General features: G+C 44.0%; 22 protein-coding genes and 1 tRNA gene. 15 read left to right on the forward strand and 8 right to left on the reverse strand.

The window, feature by feature from the left end; translation table 11 throughout:
- The first annotated feature begins 300 nt into the window (after positions 1 to 300).
- From mnmA to HMPREF9448_RS10250, 11 genes are all read left to right on the forward strand, one after another.
- Positions 301 to 1,410, forward strand: coding sequence for a tRNA 2-thiouridine(34) synthase MnmA (gene mnmA, locus HMPREF9448_RS10205; RefSeq protein WP_008862488.1), 1,110 nt, complete (start codon positions 301 to 303; stop codon positions 1,408 to 1,410).
- On the forward strand, positions 1,407 to 3,005 hold the full coding sequence (locus tag HMPREF9448_RS10210; protein WP_008862489.1) for a S8 family peptidase: 1,599 nt from the start codon (positions 1,407 to 1,409) through the stop codon (positions 3,003 to 3,005). Before mnmA ends, HMPREF9448_RS10210 begins: the two co-directional genes overlap by 4 nt.
- Positions 3,002 to 4,267, forward strand: coding sequence for an exodeoxyribonuclease VII large subunit (gene xseA, locus HMPREF9448_RS10215; RefSeq protein ID WP_008862490.1), 1,266 nt, complete (start codon positions 3,002 to 3,004; stop codon positions 4,265 to 4,267). Before HMPREF9448_RS10210 ends, xseA begins: the two co-directional genes overlap by 4 nt.
- A gap of 7 nt (positions 4,268 to 4,274) precedes the next feature.
- Positions 4,275 to 4,478, forward strand: coding sequence for an exodeoxyribonuclease VII small subunit (xseB, locus tag HMPREF9448_RS10220; protein WP_008862491.1), 204 nt, complete (start codon positions 4,275 to 4,277; stop codon positions 4,476 to 4,478).
- A gap of 107 nt (positions 4,479 to 4,585) precedes the next feature.
- The gene (gene gltX, locus HMPREF9448_RS10225) at positions 4,586 to 6,103 is read left to right on the forward strand and encodes a glutamate--tRNA ligase (RefSeq protein WP_040296230.1); all 1,518 of its coding nucleotides are present in this window, start codon (positions 4,586 to 4,588) and stop codon (positions 6,101 to 6,103) included.
- A complete protein-coding gene (locus HMPREF9448_RS10230) occupies positions 6,103 to 7,182 on the forward strand; it encodes a hypothetical protein (RefSeq protein WP_008862493.1) in 1,080 nt (359 codons plus the stop codon). The genes gltX and HMPREF9448_RS10230 overlap by 1 nt, the downstream gene beginning before the upstream one ends.
- A 29-nt stretch (positions 7,183 to 7,211) precedes the next feature.
- Complete coding sequence (locus HMPREF9448_RS10235; protein ID WP_198283349.1) at positions 7,212 to 8,441, forward strand: 3-deoxy-D-manno-octulosonic acid transferase; 1,230 nt, start codon at positions 7,212 to 7,214, stop codon at positions 8,439 to 8,441.
- 65 nt (positions 8,442 to 8,506) lie between these two features.
- The gene (locus HMPREF9448_RS10240; RefSeq protein WP_008862495.1) at positions 8,507 to 8,995 is read left to right on the forward strand and encodes a low molecular weight protein-tyrosine-phosphatase; all 489 of its coding nucleotides are present in this window, start codon (positions 8,507 to 8,509) and stop codon (positions 8,993 to 8,995) included.
- Between the two features lie 547 nt (positions 8,996 to 9,542).
- Positions 9,543 to 11,732 (forward strand): Ig-like domain-containing protein, encoded by a 2,190-nt coding sequence (locus tag HMPREF9448_RS10245; RefSeq protein WP_008862496.1) that lies wholly within the window; start codon positions 9,543 to 9,545, stop codon positions 11,730 to 11,732.
- A gap of 39 nt (positions 11,733 to 11,771) precedes the next feature.
- Positions 11,772 to 11,909, forward strand: coding sequence for a hypothetical protein (locus tag HMPREF9448_RS14650; RefSeq protein WP_008862497.1), 138 nt, complete (start codon positions 11,772 to 11,774; stop codon positions 11,907 to 11,909).
- 523 nt (positions 11,910 to 12,432) lie between these two features.
- Positions 12,433 to 13,080: a recombinase family protein gene (locus HMPREF9448_RS10250; RefSeq protein ID WP_008862498.1), complete on the forward strand. Its 648-nt coding sequence runs from the start codon at positions 12,433 to 12,435 to the stop codon at positions 13,078 to 13,080.
- Between the two features lie 43 nt (positions 13,081 to 13,123).
- Here the strand turns inward: HMPREF9448_RS10250 and HMPREF9448_RS10255 are convergent, their stop codons facing one another.
- The 3 genes from HMPREF9448_RS10255 to HMPREF9448_RS10265 form a co-directional block, all read right to left on the reverse strand.
- Entirely contained in the window at positions 13,124 to 13,894 is a 771-nt protein-coding gene (locus HMPREF9448_RS10255) for a glycerophosphodiester phosphodiesterase (RefSeq protein WP_008862499.1), read from the reverse strand.
- 29 nt (positions 13,895 to 13,923) lie between these two features.
- On the reverse strand, positions 13,924 to 14,871 hold the full coding sequence (locus HMPREF9448_RS10260) for an HAD family hydrolase (RefSeq protein WP_008862500.1): 948 nt from the start codon (positions 14,869 to 14,871) through the stop codon (positions 13,924 to 13,926).
- 192 nt (positions 14,872 to 15,063) lie between these two features.
- Positions 15,064 to 15,432, reverse strand: a complete 369-nt coding sequence (locus HMPREF9448_RS10265) for a winged helix-turn-helix transcriptional regulator (protein WP_008862502.1) — start codon at positions 15,430 to 15,432, stop codon at positions 15,064 to 15,066.
- A gap of 241 nt (positions 15,433 to 15,673) precedes the next feature.
- Between HMPREF9448_RS10265 and HMPREF9448_RS10270 the strand changes: the two genes are divergently transcribed.
- Positions 15,674 to 16,510: a hypothetical protein gene (locus HMPREF9448_RS10270; RefSeq protein WP_008862503.1), complete on the forward strand. Its 837-nt coding sequence runs from the start codon at positions 15,674 to 15,676 to the stop codon at positions 16,508 to 16,510.
- Between the two features lie 77 nt (positions 16,511 to 16,587).
- On the opposite strand, the gene HMPREF9448_RS10275 is transcribed toward HMPREF9448_RS10270, so the two are convergent.
- The gene (locus HMPREF9448_RS10275) at positions 16,588 to 17,493 is read right to left on the reverse strand and encodes a helix-turn-helix domain-containing protein (protein ID WP_008862504.1); all 906 of its coding nucleotides are present in this window, start codon (positions 17,491 to 17,493) and stop codon (positions 16,588 to 16,590) included.
- 207 nt (positions 17,494 to 17,700) lie between these two features.
- Here HMPREF9448_RS10275 and HMPREF9448_RS10280 point away from each other — a divergent pair, with 207 nt between their 5' ends.
- The 3 genes from HMPREF9448_RS10280 (at position 17,701) to HMPREF9448_RS10290 (ending at position 19,839) form a co-directional block, all read left to right on the forward strand.
- Positions 17,701 to 18,267, forward strand: a complete 567-nt coding sequence (locus tag HMPREF9448_RS10280) for a DapH/DapD/GlmU-related protein (protein WP_040296231.1) — start codon at positions 17,701 to 17,703, stop codon at positions 18,265 to 18,267.
- Between the two features lie 5 nt (positions 18,268 to 18,272).
- Positions 18,273 to 18,746, forward strand: a complete 474-nt coding sequence (locus HMPREF9448_RS10285) for a cyclophilin-like fold protein (RefSeq protein ID WP_008862506.1) — start codon at positions 18,273 to 18,275, stop codon at positions 18,744 to 18,746.
- Positions 18,747 to 18,867: 121 nt separating this feature from the next.
- Positions 18,868 to 19,839, forward strand: coding sequence for an alpha/beta hydrolase (locus HMPREF9448_RS10290; protein ID WP_229042531.1), 972 nt, complete (start codon positions 18,868 to 18,870; stop codon positions 19,837 to 19,839).
- 130 nt (positions 19,840 to 19,969) lie between these two features.
- On the opposite strand, the gene HMPREF9448_RS10295 is transcribed toward HMPREF9448_RS10290, so the two are convergent.
- From HMPREF9448_RS10295 to HMPREF9448_RS10310, 4 genes are all read right to left on the reverse strand, one after another.
- On the reverse strand, positions 19,970 to 20,149 hold the full coding sequence (locus HMPREF9448_RS10295; RefSeq protein WP_040296166.1) for a DUF4250 domain-containing protein: 180 nt from the start codon (positions 20,147 to 20,149) through the stop codon (positions 19,970 to 19,972).
- Between the two features lie 107 nt (positions 20,150 to 20,256).
- Positions 20,257 to 20,329 (reverse strand) — tRNA-Lys (locus HMPREF9448_RS10300).
- 96 nt (positions 20,330 to 20,425) lie between these two features.
- Positions 20,426 to 21,559, reverse strand: a complete 1,134-nt coding sequence (locus HMPREF9448_RS10305; protein ID WP_008862510.1) for an AI-2E family transporter — start codon at positions 21,557 to 21,559, stop codon at positions 20,426 to 20,428.
- 52 nt (positions 21,560 to 21,611) lie between these two features.
- Positions 21,612 to 22,214, reverse strand: a complete 603-nt coding sequence (locus HMPREF9448_RS10310) for a thymidine kinase (RefSeq protein ID WP_008862511.1) — start codon at positions 22,212 to 22,214, stop codon at positions 21,612 to 21,614.
- Positions 22,215 to 22,422 lie beyond the last annotated feature (208 nt).

Below are 22,422 nucleotides of genomic sequence, written 5' to 3' on the forward strand. Positions count from 1 at the left end.
TAGTTGTCTATTACCCCACCATAAAAAGAATTTTGCTGATTCCGAATAGAGGTAATATTCTAAACGCTTATATTCCCAATATTTTTTCAAAGATACTCTTTTTCCCATGAGACGTCCAAAAACTCCCCGTTTTTTAACATTCTCAACATATACGTTTTTATGAACAGATTGTATCTGGCTTCGTAAAAGTTCGCTATTTTTGCAATAGATGCGAAACAGGATACAACTCGACATAAAAATGAGCGAATACATTTTATTCGGTTTTCACCTTTCCGTATTTTTGCAGCAACATGAAACGCTATGGATTCTGACAAACGAGTATTGATAGGCATGAGCGGTGGTATCGACAGCTCTGCCGCATGCATGATATTACAAGAACAAGGGTACGAAGTAATCGGTCTCACCATGCGCATGTGGGATTTACCCCGACATTTCCCGAACGAAGGACAATCGATTCCTCAATTCGCCATAGAGGCCAAAGAACTGGCAGAGAAGATAGGAATAGAACACCACATTCTCGATGTGAGAGACGATTTCAAGAGAACGGTCATAAAAAGTTTTACCGACGAATATTTAAAAGGGAATACTCCCAACCCATGTGTTCTTTGCAATAAACAATTCAAATGGCATTACCTCTTGCAGGAAGCAGACCGGTTGAATTGCCAATGGGTCGCCACCGGACATTATGCTCGGATTTCACGGAAAAATAATCACTTCATACTAAACAGGGGCGCCGATCCTAAAAAAGATCAATCTTACTTTTTGTGGAGACTCGGACAGCAGGAACTTGCCAGAACCATTTTCCCGTTAGGCGACATCACCAAAGAGGAAATAAAACAATACGTCGAGAAAAAAGGATTCCACGAAAAAGTCGAAAAAAAAGAGAGTATGGAAGTTTGTTTCATACCGGGAGACTATCGGGACTTTTTACGTGAACAACTTCCCGACTTAGACCGGGAAGTGACAGGAGGATATTTTATCGATGCCGCCGGACGGAAGCTCGGACAGCACAAAGGATTCCCATTCTATACCATAGGGCAGCGCAAAGGATTGGAGATAGCTTTGGGGAAGCCCATGTTCGTCACCCGCATAAATCCGATAAAAAACACGATACGGTTGGGAGAACGGTCGGAACTGCTCACCCGGAATATGGTTATTAGCGATGTTATCGAAACCATACCCGGCATTCTGAATACATCGGAACCAGTCGACGTTCAAATTCGTTACCGCAGTGCGGCTATACCGGCGACCCTTCGCAAAGGAGAAACTCCTAACGAATGGATAGTCTGTTTTCAATCCGACGCTTCGGCGGTAACTCCGGGGCAATCGGCAGTCATTTACCAGAACGACTGTATTATCGGCGGTGGAATCATTGCCGATCAACGGTTATTAAAAAAGTATGCTCTATGATACGCCCGATACTGCTATTATCCTTTTTCATCGCTTTCACAGCCAATAATATAGCACAAGAGCAACAATACCGGATATGGTTCAACGACAAGCCCGAATCGGTTCACTCGGTCGATGAACCCGAGAAATTCTTATCAGAACAGGCTATCGCCCATCGGGAAAAACAGAATATTCCCATAGACTCCACCGATTTACCCATAGACCCCGTCCGATTAAAAAAACTTTCGGAACTCGGAGCCCGTATATTGGCCACATCGAAGTGGCTGAACACCGCCACCATAGCATTGACCGATACAACCGACTTATCGGCAATCGCCTCTCTGTCGTTCGTCAAAAAGCACGAAAGTTTAGGAATAGCCGTACAACCTGTCTCTAACCTCAAAAAAAGGCAGAAACAAATCGAATCGGAATCCGAGAATCCCTACGGAGATGCCACCCTGCAAATAGATGTACACAATGGGGACGAATTACATCGAGCTGGATTCACCGGAAAAGGAATGACAATCGCCGTCATCGATGGTGGATTCTTCAACGCAGACCGCAATCCCAAGTTCGACCCAAATAAAATTATCGGGAACCAGGACTTCATAGACAAGAAAATGGATTTCACGCACGGAGATACACACGGTTCGTCCGTCCTATCGACCATGTTGGTCAAAGACAGTTCCGTCTTTATCGGTACAGCCCCCGATGCCGCATACTGGCTCTTGCGTTCGGAAGATACCGATACGGAATATCCGGCAGAAGAAGATTATTGGGTGGCGGCTCTCGAATATGCCGACAGCATAGGAGCCGATGTGATAACCTCTTCTCTCGGTTACTCCGAATTCGACGATTCCCGATTCAACCACACATGGGATCAACTTGACGGCAAATCGGCATTTATTTCCCAAGCAGCCGCTATGGGAGTACAAAAAGGATTGCTCATCGTGGTAAGTGCAGGGAACGAAGGAGGTAACACCTGGGGAAAGACAACTTTTCCGGGCGATGTCGATGGCGTTCTCACGGTAGGAGCAGTTTCACCCAATCTGAAACCTGCATATTTCTCCGGCAGGGGATTTACGGCCGACGGCCGCATTAAGCCCGATATCATGGGAATCGGGGCTACCGCCGCAACAATAACACCCGAAGGAAACACGGCATGGAAAGACGGGACCTCATTTTCCGCGCCGATAATAGCAGGACTTACAGCCTGTCTGCGACAAGCTCTTCCCGACCTTTCTGCACAGGAAATCGTCGGACTCATCAAAAATAACAGTTCGCAATCTTTAACACCCGATTCCGTCATGGGATACGGCATACCCGATTTCTATGCAGCCTATCGTCAAGGAACCGGAATCGAACCCTCCCTAAAAGAAGATATTCCTCTACAAATCATTGACAGGGAAGGAATCCCCGTCATAAAAATAAAAAGGCTACCGATCGGCGAGACCTCAATTACCCTCCACATATACACTTTGGAAGGCGTTATTATACAAGAGTATAATGTTTCGGAAAATTCTGAAACGCCCTTGTACACATTGAAAAAAGGGATATATATACTGGCAGCCCGCTGTCAATCAAATTATTGGACTCAAAAAATACAACGGTTATGACCTCCGGGAAAAAAGAATTTTCACTACTCGAACTAAATGCTTGCGTGCGCAATACCCTACAAGAGTCTTTGCCGGAACGGTATTGGGTACGCGCCGAAATCAGCGAGGCGAGAATACACCCTTCCGGTCACTGTTATTTGGAACTGATCGAGAAAGAAGAACAATCCGGGAAAACCGTAGCCAAAGCCAGAGCCACCATTTGGGCGACGACATTCCGATTATTGCAACCGTGGTTCGAGCAGTCGACCGGACAACTGTTCACATCGGGTATCAAAATTCTCATACAAGTCAGTATCTCTTTTCACGAGCTATACGGTTATAACCTGACCGTGCACGATATCGATCCCGCTTATACGTTGGGAGATGCGGCTCGTCGTCGAGCCGCCATACTGCAACAACTCCGGGAAGAAGGAGTGGCCGACATGAACAAAGAGCTCACATGGCCGATACTGCCGCAACGTATAGCGGTCATATCTTCTCCGTCGGCCGCCGGCTATGGCGACTTTATGAATCAAATACAAAACAATTCTTACGGGTACAAAATATACACTGTTCTCTTCCCGGCGGCCATGCAAGGCGACCAAACAGAACAATCTATCATTCATGCTCTCGACCGAATCAACCGGCACGAAGAGTTGTTCGATGGTGTCGTCATCATTCGGGGAGGAGGAGCGACGTCCGACTTGAATAGTTTCGACAGTTATCCTCTGGCCGTCAATGTAGCCCAATTCCCACTACCTGTCATTACCGGTATCGGGCACGAACGAGACGACACCGTTATCGACATGGTAGCCAACACACGGGTAAAAACCCCTACGGCGGCAGCCGAATGGATTATCGCTCGTATGCACGAAGCCGACACATATGCCGTCAATCTGTCTCACACGGTAAGCTCAGAAGTCCGTAGTCGAATCGACCGGGAAAAGCAGACGATACAACGCGCGACCTCCTCACTTCCACTGCTCATCGAACGACTGATACTCGGAGAAAAACATAAAACCGGATTGTTAACTCAACAAATCAAACTCGCTTTACGAGCCGTTATCGATTCGGAAAGGAACAAGCTAGACCATACGGAAAAGACTGTCCGGCTATTGTCTCCCCAGTCACTACTCGAACGAGGATATAGCCTGACCCTCCACGGCAACCGGGTCGTTAAAAGTGTCGCAGAGCTATCTCCCGGAGACTCGATAGAGACTATCTTTGCTGATGGCAAAACGACAAGCCGGATAGAAAAAACAGAACCTTCGAAAACAAAATAAAATATATATGGCTAAAAAAACGACTCTCTCCTACTCCGATGCGATAGCCGAGTTGGAAACGATTGTAAACAAATTACAAAACAACGAATACGAAATAGACGAGCTGCAAAAATGCACGACACGTTCGCTCGAATTATTGAAATTCTGCAAATCCAAATTATTCGAGACCGACGAAGCTCTCCAAAAAATATTGGCCGAGTTGAACGATTAAACAGAATATATAAATGGCTCTTAACACCCACAATATAATATATGCCGGTTTATATATCCAAAAACAAAAAAAATGTTTAATTTTGCCGAGTTTTCAACTATATGAATATGTCCGAAAGAAAAGTCCGAGTGCGTTTCGCACCAAGCCCCACGGGAGCATTACATATTGGCGGGGTTCGTACCGCTCTCTATAACTATTTGTTTGCCAAGCAAAATCACGGAGATATGATCTTCCGTATCGAAGACACCGACTCTCAACGCTTCGTACCGGGAGCCGAGGCATACATTATCGAAGCCCTCGAATGGTTGGGAATCAAGTTCGACGAAGGGGTCAGCTACGGCGGAAATTACGGACCTTACCGGCAATCGGAACGAAAAGACATTTATCGTAAATATGTAAATCAACTGCTCGATGCGGGAAAAGCCTACATCGCATTCGATACTCCCGCCGAATTAGAAGCCAAGCGAAACGAAATCGCCAACTTCCAATACGACGCCTCCACTCGCATGCAAATGCGAAACTCGCTGACAATGGACAAAGAGGAAGTAGATTCCCTCATCGCACAAGGACAACAATATGTCGTAAGATTCAAAATAGAGCCGGGCGAAGACATCGTAGTCGACGATCTTATCAGAGGAGAAGTGACCATCAACTCGTCCATTCTCGACGACAAAGTGCTATACAAATCGGCAGACAATCTGCCCACCTATCACTTGGCGAATATCGTCGACGACCATCTAATGCTTGTCTCCCACGTAATCCGTGGAGAAGAGTGGTTACCCTCGGCTCCGTTGCACGTATTGCTCTACCGGGCTTTCGGTTGGGAAGACACCATGCCGCGGTTCGCCCATTTGCCCCTGTTGTTGAAACCCGACGGTAAAGGCAAGTTAAGCAAACGAGACGGCGACCGGTTGGGATTTCCCGTATTCCCGCTCGAATGGCACGACCCCAAAACCGGCGAAGTATCCTCGGGATATCGCGAGTCGGGTTACCTGCCCGAAGCCGTGGTTAATTTCCTCGCCCTGTTAGGCTGGAATCCCGGTAACGATCAGGAAATCATGTCGATGGACGAACTTATCGAACTCTTCTCTCTCGAAAAATGTAGCAAAAGCGGGGCTAAGTTCGACTATGAAAAAGGGAAATGGTTTAACCACAAATACATACAGGAGAAGAGCAACGAAGAGCTCACCGAGTTATTCATGCCTATTCTCGAAGAAAAAGGCATAAAAGCCGATAAATCCACCGTCGCCCGTATCATAGGCCTTGTAAAGGGTCGCGTAAGTTTCGTAAAAGAATTGTGGGATCAAGCAGCTTTCTTTTTTGTCGCACCGACTACCTACGAAGAAAAATCGGTAAAAAAACGCTGGAAAGAAGAGACCCCCGCTCAAATGCGTGAACTCATCGAAATATTGCGCAATATGGACGACTTCTCGTCTGCCCCGGCCGAAAAAGTCGTATTAGGTTGGATCGAACAGAACGGTTACCATTTGGGTAACGTCATGAATGCTTTCCGTTTGGCCGTAGTTGGGGAATGTAAAGGGCCTCACATGTTCGACATTACGGAAATCATGGGCAAAGAAGAGACTATCAAGCGTATCGAGCGGGCTATCGAATATTTAGGTTAATGAAATACAGACTGCCACATACACTGCTTTTGATTATTCTCCTTGCCGCACTGTTTCCTGCAAAGGCTCAGCAAATAGCTTGGAGCGTAGATATGACCGGATTTTTCGACAATCGGGAGTTCGGTTATTCCAAAGCACAGTCCCAAACTTTTTTCGGGACACGCTTGTCTCCCGAAATCGGTATCAGAATAGGACATAGCACGATCATGGCAGGAGCCTCATGGGTACAGCCCATCGACGGATCCACTCGCGAGGCCAAAGTGCACCCCACGGTCTATTACCGTTACGACACCTCCAAATTCCGAATGTCGTTGGGTATGTTTCCCCGTACCCAATTAATCGAAAACGTACCGGCAATCTTGCAATACGATTCTCTCACCTACTTCCGTCCCAACATAGCAGGTGCATTATTCCAGTATATACATGCCAAAGGATTCGCCGAGCTCTATATCGATTGGAGACAAGTACAGACCGAGGTAAAACGAGAGGCTTTCATGGCTGTATTCAACGGCCGGTGGCAACCCCTGCCCTACCTTTTCGCGGGAGGGCATTTGGTGATGAACCACTTGGCTCGTCCTCGCAATTCGGATAGCCGCTATACGGTTACCGACAATCTCATCGCCAGCCCATACATCGGACTGGATTTAACCACATACACACCGTTGGACACCTTGACCCTCAAAGTGGGGTATCACATCAGTCTCGACCGGCTTCGCAACGTCGGGACGTGGCATCACCCGCAAGGCATTCTCATAGACTTATTGGCCGAATGGCGCTTCTTGGGTCTACATAACACATTTTACAAAGGAGGTTCGCAAATGCCCCTTTATCCCCAATTAGGAGCTCAGCTCAATCAAGGAGATCCGTTCTACCAGTCTTCGACCTATAATCGCACGGATATATACGCCTACATTTTCCGCAAAAGTTATCTTAATTGCATAGCTTCCTGCAACCTGCATTATACGCCCGGCAACCTCGATTTTCAACAGCAACTCACCCTACGATTCTATATAGACGACCAAGCATGGAAAAACCGTAAGGGAAAACAGAATCGAGGTTACCTGAAAAATATCTTGTAACCCGACAAGAGAAAATCGCCGCTATGAAATTGATTTATAATTTTGGAATATATTGCTATAAACAATTAGTCGCACTCGCCGGAATACGAAATGTCAAGGCCCGGAAACTGACTCAGGGACAAAAAGGAATCTTCGATTACCTCTCCCGGCATGCCGATCCGCAAGGAGGTTATTTGTGGATACATGCCTCGTCCCTCGGAGAGTTCGAACAAGGACGTCCGCTTATCGAAGCCATAAAAAAAGCGCAACCCGATACCAAAATATTACTCACGTTTTTCTCTCCATCGGGTTACGAAGTCCGCAAAGATTATTCGGGAGCGGATCTTATTTGCTACCTTCCGTTCGACCTGCCGGGCAATGTAAGACGATTCCTCGACTTGACCAAACCCACGAAAGCCATATTTATTAAATATGAATTTTGGGCGAACTACCTCAACGAACTTAAACGCAGGAATATACCCACGTATATTGTCTCGGCTATCTTCCGCCCCAAACAAATATTCTTCCGTTCTTATGGAGGATACTTTCGTCGCATTTTGAAAAACTTTACCCACCTTTATATACAGGACGAACGCTCCCGACAACTACTCGCCAGTATAGGCATCGACAATGTATCGATCGTAGGTGACACTCGTTTCGACCGGGTCGGCGACATTCGTCGCACGGCCAAAGAATTACCTCTTGTCGAAGCGTTCGCACAAGGGAAAAAGATACTTATTGCCGGCAGCTCGTGGCCCAAAGACGAGGAGTTCATTACTCGATATTTCAATCACAACGATAATATCAAACTCATTCTGGCCCCACACGAAATACACGAATCTCATTTGCAATCGATAGAGAGACTACTGAAACGCCCGGCTATACGTTACACACAAGCCACAATCGACACCGTACAGTCGTATGATTGCCTCATCATAGACTGCTTCGGGCTTCTCTCCTCCATTTACAGATACGGAACCGTCGCTTACGTCGGTGGAGGATTCGGAGCCGGCATACACAATATTGCCGAAGCTGCCGTATATGACATACCCGTTATTTTCGGGCCTAACCATCGCCGATTCAAAGAAGCCCACGAACTCATAGCATGCGGAGGCGGCTTTGCAATCCACAACAGTCAAGAATTTGCAACCGTTGCCGACAAACTACTAACCAATCCCAAATACTTAGCCTCTGCCAGAAAAAATGCAGGTGATTACATTTCGACTCATGCCGGAGCAACCAAACTCATTTTGAAAGAGTTGTTCGGGATAGAAGAATAACGGTACACCTGTTCTTTATTGTTTCCGCCTCTACTCAATCTCGGCTGGATTAAATTCGATTTAAAATGGAAAAGGAGATAAAGAAACCCGTTAAAATACTTTTCGTCTGCCTCGGAAATATTTGCCGTTCGCCGGCTGCGGAAGGAGTATTTAAACATATGCTTCGACAACGGGGGATAACCGGTCGCTTCGAGGTAGACTCTGCCGGGACTTACAGCGGTCACGCCGGAGAATTACCCGACCCTCGCATGCGTTCACACGCTGCCCGACGCGGATATTTGCTGGAACATCGCAGTCGCCCTGTAAGACCCGATGATTTCGAGAAATTCGATTTGATTTTGGGTATGGACGATTACAACATCGATACGCTCCGTTCTATGGCCGACTCTCCCGAAGAAGCCGCAAAAGTAAAGCGTGTAACCGATTATTGCCGACATTACCCGGTAGATTGTATCCCCGACCCTTATTACGGTGGAGCCGACGGCTTTGAGAATGTATTGAATATCTTGGAAGATGCCTGTGAAGGAATAATCGAGGATTTTTACATCGCATGAATATAATGCACTTCACACCGCACAAGACATAAAATTACCGACTTTCCATCTTTCCCTTGACAAAGGGAACATTTCTACACCTCTCCCCTGCCGTGTTCCACGTGGCATTGCCAACACCCTTTTTAGAACTGTGAGGGAGTGGCGCAGCATTATTGGTATGGTATTTCCCCCTACCGTGTCCCGTAGCATTGGGTGTCGCAAAGCGATATAGAGATCTTCTGTTAGCCGTATAGGGGAATAAATACGAGGAAAGTATTTCTCCCTCCTCCCTGCTGTGTCCCGTAGTATTACGGGGTGTTTTGCAACGCAAAATATAGGGGAGGTGGCTCGCAGAGCCGGAGGGGTTGAAAAGAGATGGTGAACAACTGGCTTATAGGCTCAGAGACGAAAGATAAATAAACAATAGATATGACATTTTCATTAAAAATATAAAGTTTCCTTCAAAAAAGCTTTTTCTTTCCGATTCGTTTTTATATTTTTGTTAGACTAATTTCAATGGGCTCAAAATAAACCATATAGAATATTCTAACTCTAAAACAATACATCTATGAAAAAAAATTACTTCTTACACACAGCTATTTTATTAGTAGCGTTGGTTTGTGGTTCTGTCCCGGTGTGGAGCCAGACTTACAAAAAAATATCTTCTATCGAAGAACTTACCGATGGAAAATATGTAATAGCTTATGAAAACATGGCTATGGAAAATAAAGCTAATGGTTCTAGAATTGCTGCTACTGCAATCAATGTTACAGATAATGCTATTATTAGTCCCGATGCATCTATTATTTGGGAGATTACAACAACAGCAAACGGTATGAGCATTAACAATAATGGAACATATGTCGTTGGTGTAAATAGCAATAATGCCTCTCTTTCTTCAAACTTTGAAGAAAAAACATGTGAATGGAATTTTTCTGTGGAAAAAGACAATTTTCGAGCCACCAACGTACAATATAGTAATCGATTTTTGCAATATAACAGCAGCAGTAAGTGGTTTGCATGTTACCAGTCAAATAGCAACCAAAAAGATTTGACACTCTACAAATTGGAAGAAACGGGAAAATCAAATCCCGAATTAACATTTAGCGGAATCACTGGCGACATAACCAAAATGTTGGCAGACGGAAGTTACAGCAGCAAAGCCACAACGAAATCGGATGCCACTATCGTTTACAGCAGCAGTAATCAAGAAGTAGCTACCATCGACCAACAAGGTACGGTAACGCTCCTTGCCGGAGGAACAACTGTAATCAAGGCCGAAGTTGCCGAAACAGCGACTTTCAACGCCTCTTTTATCGAATATACGTTGAAAGTAACAGATCCGGCAGCTCTCAAAACATTTGTAAAAGTGACTAATGACGCCGTAACCGAAGGGAAATATATTATCGTCTATCAAGCAAATGATGATGCCAACTCGGTAATGGCTTTGAATACAACCAATGCCGGGAAATTCTTTGGAAACACCGAAATAGATCTTACCGAAAATAAAATCGTCACCGACGACAAAACAGTTATGTGGGACATTACCCTAGAATCGGACGATCATTACTCTATCAGCAACGGAAATATATTTGTAGGATTTAAGGGTAACAATAATGAAGCCTATATATACAATGACTATACAATCGGAGAATGCGGTTGGAATTTTATATACGATGAGAATAATAAAGTTTTCAAAATCCAAAATGCTGGTGTAAATACTCGTTATTTACAATTCAATGCTAACAACAATCAATATCGATTCGCTTGCTATACCGGTTCCCAAAAACACCTTACTCTTTATAAACAAGAAGACAGCAGAACAGCCGTAGAAGTAACGTTCAATGAAATAGACGGAAACCAAACCTTATTCTTCACAAAAGGATTCACCTACAATAGTGCAGCTACTGCTACTCCAACAAGGCCTATCACTTACAGCAGCAGTAACCAAGAAGTAGCGACCATCAGCACAGAAGGTGTAGTAACACTCGTAGGTGCAGGAACAACTGTAATCAAAGCCTCCACTGCTGCCGATAACACCTATCAAGAAGGTGCTGCCCAATACACACTGACCGTTCGTAATACATCGGTAGCACTTCCTTATCAAATTGATTTCAAGACAGAAGGATTAGGCGATTGGCTCACCTATACAACCGAGGGAACAGTAGAATGGGAATCGACCAATTATGGGGTTCAAGCTAATGGTTTCAATAAAGGAGTCGGTGAGGCTTATTTAATCTCTCCCGCCGTAACAGCCTTAGATATAGTTTTAGCGTTCAGCAGTCAAAAGTCATTTAACGGTAACGATTTACAACTGTTCTACTCAACCGATTTCGACCCCAGCATCATGTCGCAACCGAGCGATGCCTCATGGACCGAAATCACCGATATGGCAACATGGGCTACCAGCCAAGAAACGACCGAATCGGGTAACATCGAGCTGCACGATCTCACCGCGCCCATTCGTTTCGCTTTCAAATACACTTGTGAAGCCAATGAAGCTGCCCGTTGGACAATCGTCGAGCTGTCAATCGCAAAAGGTCAACCTAGCGGTATCGAAGATGTAGCCACCAATGAAATGAAAGTCATCAACGGCAAAGGTCAAGTAACCATCGAAACTGCCGAAGCTATGCCTATCGCTATCTATGCACTCACCGGAGCACAAGTTCGACAAATAGAACTTGTCGAGGGAACCAACATTATAGAATTACCGGCCGGTATTTATCTGATCGGAAATAAAAAAGTAGTCGTATTTTAACCGATACTACTTTCAACCATAAAAAAGGAGCGGCATTGCATGCCGCTCCTTTTTTCTATTCCTCACGCGCCAGACATCGGTTCGGTAGAAAATCCGCAGATAAATAGCAATGAAATTCTTGTCGACAACCTCATTCCGATCAACTCGGTGAGAGACAGAGAACTATCGTTTGATTGAAGATTTAACCCCCTCGCCCTACGGGCACTCCCCCTATCTCATCTACGATGAGCAGAGGGAGAGGACTGAAATGTCGCTTCATCAGTTTTAAACTCCTCCATTGCCGGCATTTTCTAACCCCTCCGTCCTTCGGACACCTCCCCTATATTTTGTTGTGCAAAACACCCCGTAATACTACGGGACACAGCAGGGAGGAGGGAGGTAAATACTTTCCTCGTATTTATTTTTCTAACAGAAGACCTCTATATCGCTTTGCGACACCCCGTAATGCTATGGGACACGGCAGGGGAGGAGGTTTTAAAATGCCACTCCAACAATGAGCCATAAATCCCTACCAATTATCGAATGGCCCAAACATCGGCTTATTCCTACGAGCCAGAAGAAATAAATAATCAATAAAATAATCGACTCCAACTCCCAATAAAAACAGAAAGAAAAACCATTCGCCCTTCTTTTTGTATTTTTTTTACTCAAAAGAAATACCTTTAACCCCCTATGTTTGTTTAACTTTAAATGATAAACTATGGTAATTGCGTATTTAAGAGTCAGCACCAGTAAACAACATCTTGTCAACCAACAAGACGAAATCAGGCGTTTCGCCCACACCAAAGAGATAGAAGTCAGCCGATGGGTAACCGAAATTGTAAGCGGAAAAAAGAATCAAAAAGAACGGAAGTTAGGGAGAGTAATCAATCAATTAAAACCGGGAGACACGCTCATCGTTACCGAAATATCGAGATTAAGCCGCACTCTCACAGAGATTATGGCCATTATGGGAAAATGTCTTGAAAAAAATATTACAATCTACTCTACCAAAGACGGATACGCATTCGATAATACCATAAACAGCAAAGTCCTTTGCTTTGCATTCGGTCTTGTCGCAGAAATCGAACGGAACCTTATATCTATGAGAACCAAAGAAGCTCTTGCCTTACGAAAAGCAGAAGGAGTCATTCTCGGTCGGAAAAAGGGAAGTATCACCAAATTGAAAATACTCATCGATAACGAACTTGAAATAATAGATCGCCTGAAAAAAGGAGAATCTATGGCTTCGATTTGCCGTATATACGGAGTCTCTACCGATACGTTCTCCAAATTCAGAAAGGTTTGTCCAAGCGTAGAAGAAGCATTCCAATACAAGATGACGCATTTTTATACTTCGTCAAAATAAAAATCACCCCGGAGAAGAAGCACCGGGGTGAAAATAAAGAAACCTATTTTTTCAGAAGGTCCAGCAGAAGTTCCGGCTCATTCGTCGTGATAAAGTCGGCTGCTTCATCGATAAAATACTGCAAGTCGTCTGCTTTATTTACGGTCCAGACATTAACCGTCAAGCCCAAATCATGAGCTTCCCGAATCCAACTCTTATTGTTTTTCAATACCTTTTGATGATAATCGAGACCCGTATACCCCAACTCTTTAAGCTCGGCGGGTGTTTTATCTCCATTCAAATAAGCGACCTTCGCATTCGGGTCCAACCGGATAATCTCCGTTCCCACCAAGTTGCTGAATGCGATGTATTCTACCTGCCCTTCCATTTTCATCGATTTGACCATATCCACAACCTTTTTAGCCAACTCGATATTTCTTTCGGGAGTAGATTGGGTTTTAAGTTCCAGCACCAATATCATGGGTTTCAACTTCTTTCCGGCTTTTAAATAATCCTTCAAAGAAGGAACAGTCTCCCCGTTTTTCAATTTTGACTTCGTTATGGTCTTGAAATCCGTTTCTTCGATTTTCAATCCGTCCAATGTTTTGGGGTCATGGTTTACCACCAACCCACCGTCCGAAGTCAACCATATATCCAATTCCGACCCCCAGCAACCGACGTCATGAGCTTTTCGCAATGAAGTCAAAGAGTTCTCGGCAGAGCCTTCACATTTCCAATATCCCCGATGAGCCACGGTCTTGGTCGACGACTTTGCCTGAATAGCCGGAGTCATAGCCAATAACATCAATGCAACCATTAAAATTTTAGTTTTCATAATCATTTGTTTTTTATTAAGGTATCTACTTACTTCTTCGGATTCTCCAAATTAGTTCTTATCTTGAAGTCGGCGGTTTTAAAAGAAACGTTCCTATCTCGAACATCGTTACAATGAACGATCAAAGCTCCTTCTTTTTCCCAATACGATTTCACGGTATGCCCGCTCATCGGGCCGTCTTCTTTGCCTCTCACCGTCACATCGTCGGGGTTCACCACAATTTTCAATCCTCTCGATTCATTCAACATATCCATGTCTCCTCGGCTATTCCCGCCCACAATCAAAGGCACGGCTTTAATATAAGTAGGTATAACCTGAGCTTTGCCATCGTCTTGCGGTATGGGCATAATGATTTCATCGGACATGACTCCGTTTTTCACGACACCCTTAACCCCCAGCACATGAGTGACAGGTATTCCCAACTCGGAAGCGACAAACCTTTGGTATAAAAATTCGGGAGAGGCTGTCAATATCCACACCTCGAAACCATATTCTTTCAAGTTGGAAATAAGAGCCTTCATCTCAGGATACATTTTCCCCTTATACGAACGCATATAACAATCGTAACCGAGGGTAGCGATTTCCTCGGGAGTCATGCCAGACAAAAAATGTACCCTATCTTCCACATAAGGTTTCCCTACGTTATTACCGTCTTTTACCATACGGTCGAGAATCGCCATCTTTTGTCTCGATTCTTTATCTTTACGGTTCTTGTAATTTTTATCGGCATAATCATACAACGCCTCGTCGGCCAAATAGTAAGGAGCTTGCCCGAACACCGTACCGTCGCAATCGAACACGGCGACCTTACGGTCGGTAACGGTCAACGTCGTATTCAGAAATTCCTCGATACGAGCATTCGTCTCATCGGGCCAAGTCGCAATAGGACGATATTGTTGGGCACAGATACTCCCTGCCGCAAAAACATTTAACAGAACTACAATCGCATAAAAAAATCTGTTGGAAATAGATCGCATAATATATTTTTTTTAATTTGCACTTTATGCAAATATACAACAATTATCTACATATAATATTATACGAATCGAAAAAATTCGAAAGTAAAACCCCCTTACTTGAAATAAAATCGAAAGGAAACGAAAATTTCATAGAATCGTAATAAAGCGATTGTTCATTACATTCCGTACTCATAAAAGAGTACATCGCAGTTACCCGACTTTGCTCCGCATTCTATCGCTTAATATCGCTGCCATATTCTCCCCAGCCCATGCAATCAGACTATCAATACAAGGCAACAAAGATTTCGCCCGGTCGGTCAAAGAGTATTCTACCCTCGGGGGAACCTCGGCATAAATCACTCTTTTTACCAATCCGTCTTCTTCGAGGGCTCGCAAGGTAACCGTCAACATCTTTTGGGAAATATCGGGGATATTCTTCTGCAAAACATTAAAACGCATAACAGACGAACCACTCAATGTATAAAGAACCAACAGGGACCATTTATCACCGATACGCGAAAGAATATTCCGAATAGGACAATCGGGGAAAAGTGCATCCTTAATTTCTATTTTAGCCATAATCATTATATTTCAATAACAATACAAAAGTAATTAAGAAACTTAGATAATGCAACAGTAAAATTCAGTTATATTAAAAGAAGTTAAAACACACTTTAATAACTCATTCGTATTCAACGAAGGTTTCAAAAAAGTAACTATCTGACTTCGAGGTATCTTCTTGTGAAGAAAAAATTATAGTTTCATATTTGCAGCTAAAAAGAGAGTAACAATAATTTAGTAACTAATAAAAACTAGAATTATGAAAAAGAACATTTTAATTTTATTATCATTAATCACATTTACAGCAATGGCACAAACAAAAGGAAAATTCGAAGTTCTGGACTTGAAGGATTTCAAATTGCACGTGTATTACACGAACGATGCTCTGAACGATGCAAGCTACATCGTAGAAGGTAAAAACGGACTCATTACCTTGGAACAGCCTTTATTTAAAGATAATGTGGCAGAATTCGACGCTTATGTGGCCTCGTTGAACAAACCTGTACAGACAATCATCACCGATTACCATGTGGGTGGGACGGGAAACCACGATATAGTAATGGCCGAAGGTATGCCAGCCTTTACAAAAGGAGCGACCTACGACGGAATGATGCGGAACTTCGCCGAAATTTTCGGCGATGCAATCGTACCGCTACCGACCGGGAAAGCAGAAGAAATTAAATTTGGCAGCAAACAAACGTGGGATAATATAGAGTTTTACTTCGACAAAGGAGCTTCCACCGACTTTCCCGCAGCCAGTATCATTATCGGGAATAAAGTTTACTACACCCACTGGACTCCGGTAAAAGCTCACATAAGCTACTTGCAAATAAGTTCTCCGGCCGCCATAGATGCAGAAATTGCCGAAGCCGAGAAAGCGCTGAAATCGGGATGCGAATACTTTATCGGAGGTCACGACGGAGCTACCGGACGCGAATCGGTTGAATTTAAAATCGACTATCTGAAAAAAATGAAACAAATCCTCCGGGAAAACTCCACCGCCGAGAGGTTCATCTCGGCCATGACTCAGACATTCCCCTCTCTGCCAGGAGAAAACAATCTGACCGACTTGGCGAAAGCCCTCTACAAGCACTAACTTTCCTATCGAACAAAAAAATCCGATAGCTTCAACTGCTATCGGATTTTTCTGCATCCTCTCCGCTTTTATAGCTCTCAACTCATCGCCTGATTACGAAACTCGTTCGGAGTACACCCTTCGAGTTTTTTGAACAAACGACTGAAATGTTGGGGATATTGAAATCCCAAAGAATAAGCGATCTGACTGATTCCGAGCTGTGAGCCCAATATATACTCCTTAGACAATTCAATAATTTTACCTTGTATATATTCCTGCGCTGTCTTCCCGGTCTCTTTTTTCACCAAGTCGCCGAAATAACCCGGAGAAAGAAAAACTTTGTCGGCAAAATACCTGACGGAAGGTAGTCCCCGCACTTGTGATTCCCCGTTGCGGAAATAGTCGTTTAAAAGCTGTTCGAACCTGATAAGGACATCGTTATTAACCTTTTCACGAGTATAGAATTGACGGTCGTAAAACCGCAAACAATAATCGAGCAACAGTTCTATATTGACCGATAACAACTCCCTTGTGTGTTTGTCCACCGGGTGTTCCAACTCCACTTCTATTTTATGGAAACAATCCATAATAATTTCCCGCTCTTGATCCGAAAGATGGAGTGCTTCGTTCTGTTCATACGAAAAGAAAGAGTACTTCCCTATCTTCTTCCCTAATGCCGTTCCATAAATAAGATCGGGGTGAAAAATCAATCCATACACCTCGGGGCTTATCTCGTCCTCATCGGAATCTACGCCAACCAACTGCCCCGGAGCGAAACTGACGATCGTACCCTCCTGATAATCATAATACCGTCGGCCATATTTCAACGTACAATTCGTTCCGTTTTTCAAGAACAAGGCATATACGCCATAATTCATCTTCACGTGATTGACAACTCGGGTCGCTTTCCTCAAATCCACGACCGAGACCAGAGGATGCAAGGTTTTCAAGCCATACATCTTATTATAAACATCGACACTGTTCAACTGAATAATTTCGTTCATATCTTTTTAGAAAACTAATTGCAAAAGCTGTACGGCCAAACCGTACATTCTTATACAGTGCAAAATTACAACAACTTACGAAAAGAGAAAGAGACGCATCACAGAATCCGGAATTCGGGTTATTCTTTCCGTAATTCATCTACTATCGTTATAGAATATAGGCGGTAATTTTACATCGTCAAACCAACCATGCAAAAAGAATATAATATGGATTTAAAACGATTCCAACAAATGATTGCCGCAGGCGAGCCGTTGGCGGGTGAAGAAATGATTGCTTTCATGCGTGAACAAAGCGACGACACTCGCCGGCTACTATTCGATTTGAACGGTTCTTACCACACACCCGAAGAGATCGTCACCCTATTCAGCCAAATTACCAACAGCAAGATAGACAATTCTTTCCGTCTGTTCCCACCTTTTTATACCGACTTCGGAAAAAATATCCACGTAGGGAAGAATGTCTTTATCAACTCTTGTTGCCAATTTCAAGACCAAGGCGGTATCTTTATCGGCGACGGAGCACTGATAGGGCATAGCGTGGTGATGGCGACTTTGAATCACGGCTTCGCTCCCAATGACCGCCAGAATCTCTATCATGCACCTATTCATATAGGAAAAGGTGCATGGATCGGTGCACATGCCACCATCTTACCCAATGTGACTATTGGCGACAATGCCATTATCGGAGCAGGCTCGGTCGTTACCAAAGATGTACCGGACAATGCAATCGTCGCTGGAAATCCGGCTCGATTCATCAGAAACATAAACTCTTAAACCGAATGAAGCCTTTTATTATTGCTTTAACCCTTTACCTTTTCGTAAACATTTCCTCGTGCTCGACCAACGATGCCCCGATTGTGGAACCGCCGAACGGAGAAACAGCAGAAGACAGTAATACGCCCACGATGAACGAACAAATACGTATCATTATCGGCAACGCCTCTTTTACGGCCACTTTGGAGGATAACGCCACAACGAAAGCGTTCAAGGCATCGTTGCCCATAACTGTAAACATGACCGAACAAGCCGGTAATGAAAAGTTTTATTACTTGCCGACAGCCTTGCCCACGAGTACTGTTACGCCCGGAACAATCTTCGCCGGCGACCTGATGCTATGGGGCAACAGTTGTCTCGTCTTGTTCTATGAGACCTTTTCCAGTCCGTACAGCTATACGCGAATCGGGAAAATCGACAAGCCATCGGGATTATCGGCAGCAGTCGGCGACAGGAACATAACCGTGACATTCGAATAACCTCAACCATATAAACATCAATCTTATGAAACAACGAATCAAATTTATCTTTACAACATGGTTCATCGCCATAAGTCTGTTTACAATAAATGCACAAGATGTACAAACCAATAAAAACGATATGGAAAATTTGAATCTGACAAATGAGTGGGATAAAACATTCCCCCAAAGTGACAAAGTGAAACATAGTAAAGTAACATTCAGGAACCGTTACGGAATTACGCTCGCAGCCGATTTATACATGCCGAAAAATGCCGAAGGCAAATTACCGGCTATCGCCGTCTGCGGCCCGTTCGGGGCTGTAAAAGAACAAGCGTCGGGACTCTATGCGCAAATTATGGCAGAACGAGGCTTTCTGACAATCGCCTTCGACCCCTCTTTCACCGGCGAAAGCGGCGGCGCACCTCGCTACGTGGCATCACCCGACATAAATACGGAAGATTTCTGTGCAGCCGTCGATTTTCTCTCCTTGCGTGACGATGTAGATTCGGAGCGAATCGGGATCATCGGCATCTGCGGTTGGGGCGGACTGGCTATAAACGCCGCAGCCATAGACACACGCATTAAAGCGACCGTAGCCTCTACCATGTACGATATGAGCAGATGCACGGCCAACGGTTATTTCGATGAAAACGACAACGCCGATGCCCGTTATGAAATGCGTCGACAACTCAACGCCCAACGTACCATCGATGCAAGAAACGGCTCGTATGAAACGGCCGGTGGCGTAGTCGATCCTCTACCGCAAGATGCACCGCAATTCGTAAAGGATTATCATGCCTACTACAAAACTTCACGGGGTTACCATTCTCGTTCGTTGAACTCTAACAACGGCTGGAACAAAACTTCGGCTCTCTCGTTTCTCAATGCTCCTATCCTCGCTTATAGCGACGAAATTCGTAGTGCCGTGTTGCTGATTCACGGAGAGAAAGCTCATTCGCGTTATTTCAGCGAAGATGCTTTCAAAAAGTTGAAAGGCGACAACAAAGAGCTGATGATTGTCCCAGGAGCCAACCACACGGATTTATACGACCGAACAGACATTATTCCTTTTGATAAATTGGAATCTTTTTTCAAGGGGTATTTGAAATAAAATAGAGCCTGACGAATAAATAAAGCCCGATAAATCTATGTTATCGGGCTTTATTCTTTATTCCAACGAAGCATCATCTCCGGCAGGGCAATCGTACCATCGCCCCGCAACCGGAAAAACCAAATGTTACTTACCAAAATTTATTCTGCTGAGGATTGTATTCAAAACCGACGCTTCCCAACTTAGCGACTAAATCAGCTTTACTGATGTGCATATCATCGCACAATTCATCTAACGACACATAATTATCCCGTAACTTCGTATTAATAAACGAGAATAAAATCATCGGGTCTTCTGGCAAAACAGTCATATACTTTTCTCCTTTTATTTCGGGTAGCAAAGATAGTGTAAATTAAACGATTCTCTCAAAAAAAAATTACAGATACCCAATTGCTAAGTATCTGTAATCTTTCTCGGTGATCCGCTTGGGGCTCGAACCCAAGACCCCAACATTAAAAGTGTTGTGCTCTACCAGCTGAGCTAGCGAATCTAACCTTGTTGCTTTTTGTAAAAGCGTTGCAAAGGTAGAACTATTTTTTCTTTTTGCAAAATTATATATCTATAAAAATATGTTAAATAATATCTTTCATTCTTGTACCTCTTCCGAAACAGAGGTGTCAGTAGGAGAATCTGGTGGCTCGACAGAATCGGCTCCTATCACATAACGCTGATAATAAGACAGACACAACGTCGTTAACGGAAGAGCGATAATCATACCGACAAAACCGAGCAATGTGCCCCAAATAGAAAGCGAGAGCAAGATAATAGCGGGATTCAATCCTGTGACCTTACCCATAACCCGAGGAACGATAAACACATCTTCGATAATCTGGACTATGATAAAGACCAATATGCAAGCACCGAACAGCAACCAGAAATTAGTTCCGGTATCGGATGCCGAAACAAGACATAGCAGGATCGTCGGAATAATACCGATAAGTTGCAAATAGGGAACCATATTCAATACCCCGATGAACAGCCCCAATACGATAGCCAACGGCAACCCCACAATCAAGAAACCTATACTGAATAAGATACCTACCAAACCGGCGACCAACGCCTGTCCCCGGAAATAACGGTTCATACTCTCCTCTATATCGTTTCCTATCGAGACGAGCATAGGCCGGTATTTTTGCGGTATCATACGCTGGAACCCACACAATATCCTGTCATAATCGAGCAATATAAAAACTATATACAACAGCACGACCAGCCAGCTCACGATATTGATGATTTCGCCTACCGAACCGGTGATGAAGCCCCAAGCCCCGGAAAAACTCTCCTCGATAATCGAGAGCCATTGTTCCCGACTCAATAATCCCGACAGCTCGGAAAAATTAATATTATCACGAATAAAATCATGTACGGCTTGCGGGACGAAAGGTATACTCGAAGAATTGTAAACATACTCGCTCAACAGCTCCCTCATATGAGCAATCTCATCGATAATCGACGGCAGAAACAACACACACAACAAAGATATGGTTATCAACACTTCCAGAAAAGCCAGAGTGATGGCTACTACCCTGCCTTTCAATTTAAACACCCGCTTGTTATACACGACCAACGGATTGAGCATATAGGCAACTATCCATGCTACAAGGAAAGGGAGCAAGGCTCCTCGAAGTATGTAAACCAAATAGAACAATCCCACGACGGAGACTACACCGAATAGAATACGGATAACACGGTCGAACGTGTATGGTTGTCGGTCTACCATGACTATAACGATTTTAATTATACCCTACATAACAAATATTCGCGGTTCGAGTTTAATCCGAATGCTCTTTATCCTCTCGGGCTTGCAACTCCTGCAAATAGCATCGGCGACACAAAGGCTGATATTCATTTTTCTCTCCCAAAAGCACCCGTTTATCGTTATCGACTAAACGATAGGAATAATTTGCCAAATGCCCGCATTTCACACAAATGGCATGGACTTTATATACATCGTCGGCTATCGACAATAACGAAGGCATAGGCCCGAAAGGAACTCGACGGAAATCCATATCCAACCCGGCGACAATCACCCTCGTCCCGTTATTGGCCAATTCGGAACAAACCTCGACAATACCTTCATCGAAAAATTGCGCCTCATCGATTCCTACGACATCGACCCCCGATGCCATCAACAATATACTGTGAGAATTATCGACCGGAGTGGAAAGGATAGAAGTACTGTCATGCGAAACGATATTCTCCTCGGAATAACGCACGTCGATGGCCGGCTTGAATATCTCTACTCTCTGACGGGCTATCTTGGCTCTTTTCAAACGGCGTATCAGCTCCTCCGTTTTGCCTGAAAACATAGACCCGCAGATCACTTCTATACTCCCCCTACGGTTTGTCTCATAATTACTTTCGGTCAAAACCATAATTATATTATATCTATTTTAATATTTTCAACAAAAGTAAAAAGATAGTTCGATTTTGGCAACCTTTCCCAAACTATTTCTCCCAAGTGAAAAACAGAATCGCCATACAAACAGAATCACTTTTTCCTTCGGCTTATCTTTTCTTCGATAAATACAAGACAAAATACAGCTCGATAAAAAAGAGAAAAACACCCGTTTTTACATCTCT

Source organism: Barnesiella intestinihominis YIT 11860, assembly GCF_000296465.1.
In the GTDB taxonomy this organism is placed as follows: Bacteria; Bacteroidota; Bacteroidia; order Bacteroidales; family Barnesiellaceae; genus Barnesiella; species Barnesiella intestinihominis.

Excerpts from the sequence above, each read along its gene's own strand:
- HMPREF9448_RS10255 (WP_008862499.1), bottom strand. The coding sequence starts at position 13,894 with ATGAAAACTAAAATTTTAATGGTTGCATTGATGTTATTGGCTATGACT.
- xseB (WP_008862491.1), top strand. The coding sequence starts at position 4,275 with ATGGCTAAAAAAACGACTCTCTCCTACTCCGATGCGATAGCCGAGTTG.
- HMPREF9448_RS14650 (WP_008862497.1), top strand. The coding sequence starts at position 11,772 with ATGCCGCTCCTTTTTTCTATTCCTCACGCGCCAGACATCGGTTCGGTA.
- HMPREF9448_RS10250 (WP_008862498.1), top strand. The coding sequence starts at position 12,433 with ATGGTAATTGCGTATTTAAGAGTCAGCACCAGTAAACAACATCTTGTC.
- HMPREF9448_RS10270 (WP_008862503.1), top strand. The coding sequence starts at position 15,674 with ATGAAAAAGAACATTTTAATTTTATTATCATTAATCACATTTACAGCA.
- HMPREF9448_RS10290 (WP_229042531.1), top strand. The coding sequence starts at position 18,868 with ATGGAAAATTTGAATCTGACAAATGAGTGGGATAAAACATTCCCCCAA.
- HMPREF9448_RS10295 (WP_040296166.1), bottom strand. The coding sequence starts at position 20,149 with ATGACTGTTTTGCCAGAAGACCCGATGATTTTATTCTCGTTTATTAAT.
- xseA (WP_008862490.1), top strand. The coding sequence starts at position 3,002 with ATGACCTCCGGGAAAAAAGAATTTTCACTACTCGAACTAAATGCTTGC.
- HMPREF9448_RS10285 (WP_008862506.1), top strand. The coding sequence starts at position 18,273 with ATGAAGCCTTTTATTATTGCTTTAACCCTTTACCTTTTCGTAAACATT.
- gltX (WP_040296230.1), top strand. The coding sequence starts at position 4,586 with ATGTCCGAAAGAAAAGTCCGAGTGCGTTTCGCACCAAGCCCCACGGGA.
- mnmA (WP_008862488.1), top strand. The coding sequence starts at position 301 with ATGGATTCTGACAAACGAGTATTGATAGGCATGAGCGGTGGTATCGAC.
- HMPREF9448_RS10260 (WP_008862500.1), bottom strand. The coding sequence starts at position 14,871 with ATGCGATCTATTTCCAACAGATTTTTTTATGCGATTGTAGTTCTGTTA.
- HMPREF9448_RS10265 (WP_008862502.1), bottom strand. The coding sequence starts at position 15,432 with ATGGCTAAAATAGAAATTAAGGATGCACTTTTCCCCGATTGTCCTATT.
- HMPREF9448_RS10280 (WP_040296231.1), top strand. The coding sequence starts at position 17,701 with ATGGATTTAAAACGATTCCAACAAATGATTGCCGCAGGCGAGCCGTTG.
- HMPREF9448_RS10210 (WP_008862489.1), top strand. The coding sequence starts at position 1,407 with ATGATACGCCCGATACTGCTATTATCCTTTTTCATCGCTTTCACAGCC.
- HMPREF9448_RS10305 (WP_008862510.1), bottom strand. The coding sequence starts at position 21,559 with ATGGTAGACCGACAACCATACACGTTCGACCGTGTTATCCGTATTCTA.
- HMPREF9448_RS10275 (WP_008862504.1), bottom strand. The coding sequence starts at position 17,493 with ATGAACGAAATTATTCAGTTGAACAGTGTCGATGTTTATAATAAGATG.
- HMPREF9448_RS10230 (WP_008862493.1), top strand. The coding sequence starts at position 6,103 with ATGAAATACAGACTGCCACATACACTGCTTTTGATTATTCTCCTTGCC.
- HMPREF9448_RS10245 (WP_008862496.1), top strand. The coding sequence starts at position 9,543 with ATGAAAAAAAATTACTTCTTACACACAGCTATTTTATTAGTAGCGTTG.
- HMPREF9448_RS10310 (WP_008862511.1), bottom strand. The coding sequence starts at position 22,214 with ATGGTTTTGACCGAAAGTAATTATGAGACAAACCGTAGGGGGAGTATA.
- HMPREF9448_RS10240 (WP_008862495.1), top strand. The coding sequence starts at position 8,507 with ATGGAAAAGGAGATAAAGAAACCCGTTAAAATACTTTTCGTCTGCCTC.